This is a genomic window from Ruegeria sp. THAF33 (assembly GCF_009363615.1).
GTDB lineage: Bacteria > Pseudomonadota > Alphaproteobacteria > Rhodobacterales > Rhodobacteraceae > Ruegeria.
On sequence record NZ_CP045384.1, the window covers coordinates 2,704,126 to 2,715,992 of the forward strand.

Here is an 11,867-nt window from a genome sequence, read left to right on the forward strand (position 1 = left end):
TCTGGCGTTAAGAACACAGCCTGCCCAAAACAGCCTTTGGTCTGGCTTTGGTCAAAGCTGGCAAATCGTTTGAAGGCGGTGCGCAAGTTGGGCCGAACGCAAGCGCAGGCGCAATTTCTTAGGCTCCCGGCTCATTGACTTACAGCTAAGACAGAACGGTTGCCGCGAGAGCGCTTGCTGAGGGGGAGATCTTCGGGCGTCTGTCATACCGAGTGGCGACACGGCACCAGTCCTTCAGGCGTCCGAACATGATTTCAATCCTATTTCGTCGTTTGTAGCGGCGCTTGTCCTACCGGGCAGGCTTGCTGCGTGATTTGCGGCCTGGCATGCACGGCTTTAATCCCTTGTCTATCTGGGCTTCTCTGAACCCGTCGGCATCGTATCCGCGATCTCCCAACAGCCAGTCAGCCGATGGCAGACTGTTCACTAGAACCCTGGCGCCCGTGTAATCGCTCACTTGGCCAGCGGAGATTTGGCCAGCGGAGATAAAGAACCGAAGAAGGCGACCGACGCTGTCAGTGATGGCATGCAGTTTGGTGTTCATACCGCCCTTGGTGCGACCGATCAGTCTTCCAAGCCCCCCTTTTCAGCCGCAGGCTGGAGGCCGTGCGGTGTGCTTTGAGGTAGGTTGCGTCCACTGCCCGTCAGGGCAATACGCAGCAATGTCCCGGGAGGGGATCATGAGGGTCTTGTGATCGGTTCCCTCCGCAGCGAGCCCCATCATGATCCGAGCGAACACACCCATATCGCTCCACCGCTTCCAACGGTTGTACAGCGTCTTTGGCGGCTCATATTCGCGAACCGCATCAGACCACCGCAACCCATTGCGCTTGATAAAAATAATCCCGCTCAGCAAACGTCGGTCATCCACTCGCGGCTTGCCATGGCTTTTCGGAAAGTAGGGCCGTAAACGCGCCATCTGTTCGTCAGTCAGCCAGAAAAGGTTGCTCATGATACACCTCTGAAACTCAGCAGCTTGAAGCACGCAGCCAAGGCGACGGCAACCAAATCAATGGGTCCTGACATTAGAGTGCGCCCGTAAGGCATCGTTTTTAACAATCCGAAGGGAGTTCGAATCTCTCATCACCCACCAGCCTTTCCCCAAAAATTCCTGCGCTGTTCCGCATCCGGGGCCAATCATCATTGATGCCGGTCCTGAAAGTCTATCGCAAATAAAACCCTTCTCGCAGTTCCTGTCTGAGACGCAGACGCTCGGGGTATTCTTTCAGAAATTGTTCGGGGGGCTTTCCCTCCCAGACTTGCGCGTAAACCCGCATCTTGTTGCCGCCATAGATCTTTTCGAGGTCTTCATCGGAATAACCCCTGGCCCAGAGATCATCGGTGATTGCCGCAAGGATTTTGGCCAACTCACCGTTGCCGGTCGCCCCTTTGTTGAACGCGTCGATCATGTAGCCGCCATCATCATACATGCTTGCGTTTGCAGTCGCCCATTGCACGACGAGTTCGAGCGAGAACATGTCATCCGTTGCGATCCCAACGTGGTCGACCCCAACAAGTTGGACATAGTAGTCGATCATGTCGGCGGCTTGCTTGGGTGAGATATCTTCAGGCCAAACGCCGTCCATCATCCATTCAGTGAATGTCGGAGAAACATAGCCGCCCGATTTGGCCGCACGCAGGGCCTCGTCATCGGGAATGGCCCGATAACACCCGCGTGGCGTCGCACCGGGTTCGTTCGCGTAAAGGCCGGCAGGAACCGAATGCGTGTAAACATAAGGCACGCCGGGATAGTTTTCGTCCATGTAGTCCATGGCGTCGTTGGCCGTTTTGGAACCCGTGTGGCTCAGGTCCAGAAGGATGCCGAAACGCACCATTTCATCGATCACCGACTTGCCCCAAGGGGTCAGGCCGATATCGCGCCCGTTATAGGCCGCCAACTGCCCCGACCCGGTGCGGAAGATATCGTTGTAGGCCAGGATCATACTCTTGATCCCCATATCCTTGAGCAACGCCATCTTCCTCAGGTCGCCATCCAGAATCGTCGCCGTCTGGCTGTTCCAGATGACCGCCGTCTTGCCTTGTATATGGGCGGCTTCGATATCGCGGGTTTCATTCACGATCAGGTAATTCTCTGGCTGTTGCGCCATCGCCGACCGGAAGTGGTAGTGCTGATCAAGAAAGGTCTCAAAAGACATATCCGCTGCGGCCAGCGTCATCTCATGACCTGTTATTCCGTTGTCCCGAGCGCGCGCGAAGTAAGTGTGCAGTTGTTCGTCTTCAGTCCAGCCGGTGCCGTAGGGGCTGGCCAACATGCCAAGCACGATTGTGTCCTTCACAAATTGCTTCGCCTCATCCGACGCATCCCATGTCTTGCTTTCCTCGCTCGCGTGCAGCGCGGCACCGGATACGATTGCAATGGCGCTTGCGGCCAACAAAGTTTTCATGACTGAGCCTCCCAAATTGGTTTCGTGTGAGCTGCTGCTTTCGAGCCGCATCAAAAAACGATCCGGGTTCGCAGGCTGAACAACGTGATGCTATCCTGATTGGGGTTCAGCAGCGGATTGGAAATGAACTGTAGTGACGGCGTGATTTGCAGACCGGGTGAGATTGAAAAGCGATAGAATGCTTCCAGCGTGAACTGATCGCCGTCGATGTTTCTTGCTTCGGCCCAGTTCAAACCCAAACCGGCCAGATCGGTGTTTCGGCCGTAATAGCCCAGCCCGGCAGAAACCGAACGATCATACAGCGCTGCCGTGCCTTTCGACGCCCCTGCCCGAAAGAACGGCATCCATTTGTTTTCGACAAACCAAGCCGCGGAAAACACGGCGCCATAATCTTCTGCACGGCTGCCATCGTCGGCCGCATCTGCATGCCAGAGGGTCAAATGGACATTGTCGAAATAGATGCGATCAAAGCCCGAAGTGTAGCCAATCTCAAACGATTTGAAGAGATTGCCGTCGCTGAACACGTCAAGACTTGGATCAGACGGATCGGCGTTTGCGTCTGCAACGCTGGCAACCGCGTAGAAGTTTTCGTTCAGCTTTATCCCACCGGCAATGCCAATTCCCTGGTTGGGTGTGTTGATTGTCGGGTTGGTGTTGAACGAAAGGTTTTGGAACCCGCTGTAGGGGCTGACCAATCCATAGATATCCACAAAGTCCGTCACATCAATCTGGCCGACTTGCAGCGTCCACGCGCCGTTCTCGGCCCTTTCGGTCCAGAACAGGTTGGTCAGCAACAAACCATTGTCGTTGAAGGCAGTCCCGGTGATCGACAATGCGCCTCCGTCCAGCCCAAGGAATTGCGGGGCAACATCGGTGTATCCGTGCCGATCTTCGATTTTGAATGTCAATGAACCCCGCTCGGTTGCCTGCCAACTGCCGTAGACGCGAGCGATTCCACTTGCGGCTTCACCAGTTCCCAAATCGGCGTTCGTGGATTGACCCAACGCCAGGTAATCCACGTTGAACCGAAATCCGCTCTCGGCCAGCCGGTCTTTCCACCGAAACCAACCCGGCGCGATGTTGCGCGGAAATCCGGAACGGTATTGCGGATCGGTCAGGCCATCGCCAGGTTTCAGCTCGGCCTCGACCGAAGAAGGCCCGGACAACCCCTGCGCAGACGCCGTACCCGCGCAGGCAATACTCAATGCGGCAACAAGGCGCCTTATCATTCCGACGCCTTTGCGCCGCCAGTTTTACGATTGCCAGCAGCTCGGACGCGATCGGCTGCACGCTGTCTCCATTCCAGACCGTCGGCCTTGGTTTCCAGCGTTTCAACGCTGTCCGTCTCCAATTTGAAGGTTGCATTCATCGGCACAAGCCCATCCACGACCATCATGTTCTGAACCGAGGGTTCAATCGTCAGCCTACCTGTGAGCCGAACGGGTTCATGGAAGTAACTGGGGGCCCAGTCGCCGTTCAACCGCACCCGGATCATCTGGTTGGGCGGAGGCGGGGGCATGTGGCTGCACATCCCGCGTTCTGGCACCAAATATGCAACCGCTCGCCCGTCCGGATCATTCGGCGCGGGAATGGCAAAGCCTGTCAGCGTAACACTCTGGCCATCGAGTTGCGGATTTCCGTTTGTTCCTGCCTTTCTTCGCCGCTCTTTCACATCCTCTCGCTGATCGAGCAGCCAATCGACATCAACGCCACCCTCGGCCAAGGCGTCTTCAGTCTCGGTCAGAAGCTCTTGCCATTTCTGTCTTTCCTCAACGCTGCCGACATCCTGCTGCAACCTGCCGCGCAAGCGCACGACGAAGAGCAAATCGTCAAACTGTTCAGGGCTCAGATCACGATAAGGGTCATCGAACACCTGCACCGACGGGTCTGGAAGGTCAGACCAGTCAAGCGTCGCATGGGGCGTTGCCATTGCGGAATGACCGCTCAGGACCAAGCCAGCGAAAACTGCGGCGCGAAACCAAGGGAACATCAAATCTCTCCAACCGTTATTTGGGTCAGTCCAGTGTGTTCTTGTATATCACACCGTCCTTCATAATCAGTCGGATCGTTTCCGGGCTTTCCGGCCTCGGGTCGGCGCCAAACCATTGATCCCCGGTTCCAACGACGGAAAAGTCTTCAAGTGGGTTTCCGTCGATCAGCAGGATATCAGCATAGGCCCCTTCCTCGATAACGCCCAGTTTTCCGGCCGTATACGGGTTCATGAAATCGCCGGACAGCGCCACGATCTCGCCACCGATCGACGTCAAAGTGACCATCGACTGATAGGGCCCAAAAAACTCATTGTTCAGGTGTTTCTCGTAGGCAATCTGGATATTGCAAGCCTCGACCGAACCAACACAATCGGTCTGGAACCCCCGCTTCACCGGGCATTCCTTCATATTGTCGATATAGCCCGCAAATGTGGCTGAAGCGGATTTTGCCTTGGCCAGGCTCGACGGCACGTTTGCCACAGCCGGAATGTCCAGCAATCCAGGGTCGAAGGCGGTCAGGTTGGTGGTGATGTAGGCCCCTTTTTCGTTCATGACCTGGGCAATGTCACAGTCGAACGAGAAACCATGTTCGATCGACATCACACCCGCGTCCAACGCACTCAGGATAGCTTCCTTTCGATAGGAATGCGCCATGACATAGCTGCCATACTCATTTGCCACCTGCACAGCGGCCCTGATTTCTTCGGGCGATCCAGCAAGCAACTGCCATGGATCGAAGGCTGAAACGACACCGCCGGATTGCATGAATTTCAACTGCGTTGCGCCCATGCGGAAATTGTTACGCGCGAATTTATAAACGTCATCGACGCCGCTAACCTCTTGCGCCAAGTTTAGGCGGCTCATGTTGGTCTCTGAGCCGGGCGGCGCAGTGAAATTCGCAAAGTCAGCGTGACCACCTCGCGTTCCTATAAATGCGCCAGACGGGTAATAACGGGGGCCATCGATTTGCCCCGAGTCAATTGCCCTGCGCAACCCGCCATTGGCCCCCCCGGCGTCTCTGACCGTGGTAAAACCTTGCATGAGATACATCTCAGCCATTCGTGCACCGTGAATGGCGAAGTCCTCCCATGTTGTGTTGGCTTCCATCGCTGGCAGCGTAGGCCCCATCAACATCAAATGGGCATGGTTCTCGACAAAGCCCGGGCTCAACGTCCGCCCCCCGCCGTCAATCACAACGGCGTTGGGCGCGTCCACCGCTTCGGTTGAAACAGTCTTGATCAGGTTGCCCTCGACCAGAACATTTGCATTCTCGATACGTTGCTCATTCACGCCATCAAAGACGTGCACATTGGTAAACAGCGTTTGAGGATCTTCTTCATCCTGAGCCTGCACAGCCGCCGAAAAACCAAAAACTGCCGCGACCACTACCGCCGGGCAAATGGACATTCGCATGTTGGTCATAGGGTCTCCCTTCACATTCACGTTTTACCAAACGTAGCCCGAAAACTCTTGGGCGGGTTGCCACTTTTGGATTAACATGTGCGAATGTGACCGCAAAAAAGGCCACTGAACGAAACCATTGGTTTAAAAAAGGGTGACGGGCGTGCCACTCAGCTCCACTTCTGAAGCGCATAGCGAAGGCTTTATCCGCCTCGCGCTGGCCGCCCCTTTTCTGCAATATCTCACCGACCGCAGGATCAATCCGCAACCGGCCTTGGATCAGGTCGGCTTGAAGGCCGACCTGCTGTCCGACCCATCTGTCTATGTCCACTCGGAACTGGTCTATGGTCTGTTGAATGCCTTCTCAGAGTTGTCAGGGGATCGATACCTTGGCCTGAATGTAGGAGAGACATTTGACCTGCAAGGATGGCCGCCATTCGCTCGGTCGCTGCAATCCTCGAACACTCTGTTCGAGTTTTTTGCCCGGTTCGTAAGGCTTGTTCCACAAGAGTCCAACGCCGTCCGGCACAGTCTTGTCGTGGAAGCAGACAAAGCGATCTATCGGATCGCACGGCAACAAGAACCAACCGTTCCGCCCGTTCAGGTTACCGGGTTTGGAGCTGCCATCTATGTGCGCCTGTTGCAAAGCGTGGTCGGAAACGCGTGGGATCCGTCCCGGGTGCGATGGGAAAGCAGATACATCCTTGGCTTGCCACGCGGTTACAAAGGTATCGAAGTCGGCCTTGGACCCAACCCCGGAATGCAGATCAGTTTTCCCGTGGAATGGTTGTTTCTACACCATGCGGCAGAGGAGTCCGAAACGCCGACAGACACGATTCGACACAATGAAGACGTCACCGTAGTTGCCGCTTTGCGGTCTGTCTTGCGTGGAAAACTGGATGAGTCAGAGCTGGGGCCGGAGGTTGTGGCCGGATTGCTGGGTATCCAGCCCGAGCGGTTCCTGAAGGCACTTCAGAAACATCAGACAACACTTCCCCGAGAGGTAAGGCGTCTGCGGGTCGATGTCGCCAAGGAGCACCTCAGAGAAAGCAATATGACAGTTGCCGAGATCGGCCTCATGCTTGGCTATTCCGACAAGTCCCACTTCACTCGGTTTTTTCGAAGCCAGACCGGTGTGACGCCAACAAAATTCCGCCTTGGATAGCAACCGCGCTGCGAATGGGCGGGTTGGCGTTCCACTGCCTCTCTCATGTATGTCCACCAAGGGATGGCCATGATTTGCGCTACGTTCATGGATCAATGCCAAAGGTTGAAAAAGCAATTGCCCGATGGCCCTTTTGGCAACGCATGCGACGTCACGCATGCCTTTTGCGGCTCGATCGGACGTGATCTTGAAAGCGGCAGGAAAGGATATGCCCTTGAACCGTTCCGCAGTTTGTGCAACTTCAAATCGCTGACAACACCAGGCATCTCTGGGAACCTGTGCGCTTGGCGGCAGTGCAAGACGGCGCTTGGGTACATCTGCGGATTGGAAAAGGCGCTTCGGTTACGCTGAAGATGTCAGGAGTTCGAGTGTCTCTTCACCCACCTTTTTACCTTCTGAATTTCGACGCTCAAACACGGTTGAATCGACGTGGCGGCGTTGCAACCGGTTGCAAGTTCAGGTCGATGATGCATAATGCTGGGGCAATGCCAAACTTACCTGCTTTCCTGCCTCGCTGTTATCGGAGTCCCGCAGCGTGAGTGTGACCCTGAAAGACGTGGCCGCCTTGGCTGGCGTTTCACGGTCCGCCGTGTCGCGCACCTTTACCGAAGGTGCCTCGGTTTCCGCAAAAACGCGCAGCAAGGTTGAAAAGGCGGCCCGTGAGCTGGGCTACAGCCCCAATGCTCTGGCTTCGTCTCTGACGACCGGGCGCACCAAACTGATCGGGTTGATTTCGAACAACTTTCACAACCCGATCTTTCTGGAAGTCTTCGACCAGTTTACACGCGCCTTGCAGGAACGCGGCCTGCGCCCGCTGATCGTGAACCTGACGGACGAGACCGAGCCCGCCAATTCCGTACGCATGCTGCGGCAATACTCGGTGGATGCGGTGATCGTCGCCTCGTCGACCTTGCCGCCCAGCTTTGCCAAGGCGTTCCACGATGCTGGCGTACCGGTGGTGCACACGTTCGGCCGGTCTGCCACCTCGCCCGAGGTGCATGTGGTCGGGATCGACAATGTGGAATGCGGGCGCATGGCCGCGCGCGAGCTGGTCGCCCGGGGTTATGCCAGCGTGGGCTATCTGGGCGGGCCGCAGGACGCGACCTCGTCCCTGGACCGGCAGCGGGGCTTTTTCGAGGAAATGGCCAACCATCCGCAGATTCCGGTCAACCACTCCTTCGCCGGGGCTTATTCCTTCGAGGCCGGCCGGGCCGAGATGCTGCGCCTGCTGGCCGGTGACCCGGCGCAGGCCTATTTCTGCGGCGACGACATCCTGTCGATCGGGGCGCTGTCGGCGCTGGCTGATCACGGGCTGAAACCGGGCACCGATATCGGGATCATCGGCCTGAACGACATGGAAATGTCGCGCTGGGAATATATCAACCTGACGACCATCCATCAGCCGATCAAGCAGATCATCACCTCGTCGGTCGATCTGGTCGAAGAGATGCTGAAAACACCCGACCGCTACCCCGAAGCGCGGATCTTCCCCTGCCGGGTGGTCGAGCGGGGCACGTTGCGGCCCCGCCCCTGATCAGCGGAACATCGGCGGGCGGGCGTCCTGCCAGGCACCATCTGCTTTGCCCGACGCAACAGCCGCGTGCACCGCTGCGATCGATCGCACGCCATCCGCTGCGTTGGGCAGGCCATCCCGGCTTTCACCGCGGATCGCATCCGCCAGATCGCAATAGATATTGGCAACGGCCAGCGGGAAGCCTTCGGGGTGCGCGATGGCGACCCGAGACAGGCGTTGCACTTCATCATGCAGCCCCCCCTCGCCCTTTTCGATGATCTGGGTGCGCCCTCCTACCGGGGTGTAGATCAACTGGTTGGGTTGCTCTGACGCCCAGCGCAACCCGCCGGTTTCACCAAAGACCTGTATGTCAAAGCCATGCTGGCGCCCGATCGCCACAGAAGATGTCCAAAGACGCCCGACCGTGCCGCCTTCCATACGGAAGTTGATCATTGCATCGTCTTCCAGTTCCCGGCTTGCGATCGTTGAGGCCATATCAGCCGAAAGCGTCTTCACCTCGTCATCACAGATAAAACTGGCCATATGCAGGGCGTGGATACCGCAATCGGCGAACTGCCCGGAAACCCCTGCCATCGCAGGGTCATAGCGCCAGCGCACGCGCGGATTGTCCGCATCGGTGGCATCCCCATGATGGCCGTGGCTGAAATTGGTCACCACAAGACGCACCCGTCCGATCTCGCCCGAGCGCACCATAGCGCGGGCCTGCCGCACCATCGGATAGGCGGAATAGCAGTAGTTCACCGCGCAGATCTTTCCCGATGCTTCGGCGACACGGACTATTTCCTCACCCTCTTCCACAGTCATTGTCATCGGTTTTTCACACAAGACATTGAAGCCCGCTTCAAGATAGGCCTTGGCGATCTCGAAATGTGTCGAATTCGGCGTGGCGATTGTCACCAGATCGATCCGGTCTTCACGGTCCTTCTCACCCGCCAGCATCTCTTGCCAGTCGCCATAGGCGCGATCGGCGGCAACGCCCAATCGCTGCGCGTATTCCCGACCCGCTTCGGGCCGGTGATCCAGCGCGCCAGCGGCAAATTCAAACAGCCCGTCAGCCTGTGCCCCCAAGCGGTGCGCGGGGCCAATCTGGCTGCCTTCACCACCACCGATCATGCCCCATCTCAACTTAGCCATGGTCATTGTCTCTCATTAGAACTTTTTTGTTTGAGCGATCAGAAATCGCGGATGTCTTTCCACTGCCGCTGCTCTGACGATGCCAAGGCGGCGGCAAGCACCCGGTTGACCTCATGCCCGTCGCGAAAGGTGGGCCAAGCGGCTCTTCCGGTGTGAATGGCCTGAAGAAAATCTTTGGCCTCGATAATGATCTGGTCCTGATAGCCTGTTCCGTGGCCCGGACCTTGGCAGAAGGGCTCGTAATCCGGATGCGCCGGGCCGGTCAGGATTTTTGTGAACCCACGAGACGCTTCGGGCCCTTCCCGCTTATACAGCCACAGCGCGTTCTGGTCCTCCTGATCGAACCGGATGGCGCCCTTTGTTCCCGATATTTCATAAGCATAGCCCATTTTTCGCCCCGTCGCGACGCGGCTGAAATACAGGTTGCCCATAACCCCGTTTTCAAAACGGCACATCATCTGGGCATGGTCGTCATTTGTCACCTCACCGCCCGGTCGGGTTTTGTGAACCGTTTCAACATCCGCCATCACTTGCGCGATCGGACCAACCAGCGCCAATGCACCGTTGACCATATGCGGTGCCAGATCTCCGATGGTGCCATTGGCCATGCCCGTCGTACGCCAAGAGGCAGGAGCGTGCGGGTCGGCATAGAAATCCTCGGTGTGCTCGCCCCGGAACCAGGTGATATCCCCGATTTCACCATTGGCAATAAGTTGGCGGGCGTATTGGGTCGCAGGTGTACGAACATAGTTGAACCCCACCATGTTGACCGCGCCAGACGCTTCGGCAGCAGCAACCATGGCCAGACTGTCGTCAAGGGATGCGCCCAGTGGTTTTTCACACAAGACCGGTTTACCCAATTCAAACGCTGCTTCGGCAATCTGGCGATGTGTCGATTGAGGAGAGGCGATGACAATTGCCTCGACCCTGGGATCTTCAACCAATGCCCGCCAATCATCGGTCGCTTTGTCAAATCCGTAGGCTGTCCTGTAACGTTCGGCGCTTTCAGGGCTGGACGCACAAATGACCTCGAGCCGGGGTCGCAATGCCGTGTTGAACACCGCGCCGACCGCTGACATAGCCACGGAATGGGCCTTGCCCATATAGCCGCCGCCGACGATTCCAATTCCGATTTCAGGCATCTGCAACGGCTCCGAACATATCATTTGCAACCGGTTGCAAAATCAGTATCGTGTGAATCGATTCAACGCAAGGTCCAAACTTGCCGACCCATTCTGCCGGAGGACAAAACTTGAGCGCTTTGATGGATGGTATCAAAGGAAACCGCTTCGCCGTTCTGGGTCGCGCAGGCATGGACCTGTTCGCTGACCCAATTGGCGTCAAAAGCGAGGATGCCAGCACGTTTCATGCCGACCTTGGTGGTTCTTCTGCCAATATTTGTGCCGGGCTGGTCAAGTTGGGCAGCGAGGCGTCGCTGATTACGTCCGTCTCGGACGATGCGATTGGGCGGTTCTGTCTGAACCGGTTGCGGCATTACGGTGTGGACACATCCTATATCCGCGTTCTGGGCGGCGAATACCGCATGTCTCTGGCCGTGTACGAAAGCCGGATCGAGGACTTTCAGAATGTGATCTATCGCAACGGGGCCGTTGATTTCCAAGTCACCAAAGAGGATATGGACAGGGTCGATTATTCATCTTTTTCGGCAATCATCTCGGCTGGAACTGTCTTTGCGTCCGAACCGTCGCGCAGCGCCACATTCCGGGCCTTCGAGAACGCCCGAAGCGCAGGCCTGCCGATCATCTTCGACATCGATTACCGCCCATACAGCTGGCCCTCGGCCGAGGTGGCTGCCGAAGTTCTGTCGCGGGCTGGCGAAGCCAGCAACCTGATCGTCGGCAACGACGAAGAGTTCGGATTCATGGCCGGCGGCATCGAAAAGGGTTTTGCCAAAGCGCAGGAACTTGCCCAAAAACCGGATCGGATCGTCATCTACAAGATGGGCGAAAAAGGTGCTGTCACCTTTGTGGACGGGCAAGAGCTGCGAACCGGTATTTACCCGGTTACGGCCGTCAAACCCAACGGGGCTGGCGACAGTTTCATGGCCGGGCTGCTGGCCTCGATCGCGGCCGGGCACGACCTGAAAGACGCCGTCATGCGCGGTTCGGCCTGCGCGTCGATCGTGGTGTCGCATCCCGGTTGCGCACCCGCCATGCCAACGACACCAGAACTGGACGCGTTCCTCGCTTCGCATCCCGGCCCGACCACATAGGAGA

General features: G+C 57.2%; 9 protein-coding genes and 1 pseudogene. 3 read left to right on the plus strand and 7 right to left on the minus strand.

Annotated features, from left to right (window positions below; genetic code table 11):
• Positions 1 to 145: 145 nt before the first annotated feature.
• The 5 genes and pseudogenes from FIU92_RS13500 to FIU92_RS13520 all read right to left on the minus strand — a co-directional run bounded on the left by FIU92_RS13500 (position 146) and on the right by FIU92_RS13520 (position 5,818).
• Positions 146 to 952, minus strand: a pseudogene (locus tag FIU92_RS13500) (IS5 family transposase).
• Positions 953 to 1,163: 211 nt separating this feature from the next.
• Positions 1,164 to 2,405, minus strand: a complete 1,242-nt coding sequence (locus FIU92_RS13505) for a membrane dipeptidase (protein WP_152459114.1) — start codon at positions 2,403 to 2,405, stop codon at positions 1,164 to 1,166.
• Between the two features lie 50 nt (positions 2,406 to 2,455).
• Positions 2,456 to 3,634: a carbohydrate porin gene (locus FIU92_RS13510; protein ID WP_152459115.1), complete on the minus strand. Its 1,179-nt coding sequence runs from the start codon at positions 3,632 to 3,634 to the stop codon at positions 2,456 to 2,458.
• A complete protein-coding gene (locus FIU92_RS13515) occupies positions 3,631 to 4,395 on the minus strand; it encodes a DUF3299 domain-containing protein (protein WP_152459116.1) in 765 nt (254 codons plus the stop codon). The genes FIU92_RS13510 and FIU92_RS13515 overlap by 4 nt, the downstream gene beginning before the upstream one ends.
• 25 nt (positions 4,396 to 4,420) lie before the next feature.
• A complete protein-coding gene (locus FIU92_RS13520) occupies positions 4,421 to 5,818 on the minus strand; it encodes an amidohydrolase family protein (protein WP_152459117.1) in 1,398 nt (465 codons plus the stop codon).
• A gap of 142 nt (positions 5,819 to 5,960) precedes the next feature.
• Here FIU92_RS13520 and FIU92_RS13525 point away from each other — a divergent pair, with 142 nt between their 5' ends.
• On the plus strand, positions 5,961 to 6,962 hold the full coding sequence (locus tag FIU92_RS13525; RefSeq protein WP_172978499.1) for an AraC family transcriptional regulator: 1,002 nt from the start codon (positions 5,961 to 5,963) through the stop codon (positions 6,960 to 6,962).
• Between the two features lie 535 nt (positions 6,963 to 7,497).
• Positions 7,498 to 8,496, plus strand: a complete 999-nt coding sequence (locus FIU92_RS13530) for a LacI family DNA-binding transcriptional regulator (protein WP_152459119.1) — start codon at positions 7,498 to 7,500, stop codon at positions 8,494 to 8,496.
• On the opposite strand, the gene FIU92_RS13535 is transcribed toward FIU92_RS13530, so the two are convergent.
• Together FIU92_RS13535 and FIU92_RS13540 are read right to left on the minus strand one after the other, a co-directional pair.
• Positions 8,497 to 9,630 (minus strand): Gfo/Idh/MocA family protein, encoded by a 1,134-nt coding sequence (locus FIU92_RS13535; protein ID WP_152459120.1) that lies wholly within the window; start codon positions 9,628 to 9,630, stop codon positions 8,497 to 8,499.
• Between the two features lie 38 nt (positions 9,631 to 9,668).
• Entirely contained in the window at positions 9,669 to 10,772 is a 1,104-nt protein-coding gene (locus tag FIU92_RS13540) for a Gfo/Idh/MocA family protein (protein WP_152459121.1), read from the minus strand.
• Positions 10,773 to 10,894: 122 nt separating this feature from the next.
• On the opposite strand from FIU92_RS13540, the gene iolC reads away from it, so the two are divergent.
• Entirely contained in the window at positions 10,895 to 11,863 is a 969-nt protein-coding gene (gene iolC / locus FIU92_RS13545) for a 5-dehydro-2-deoxygluconokinase (protein ID WP_152459122.1), read from the plus strand.
• Positions 11,864 to 11,867 lie beyond the last annotated feature (4 nt).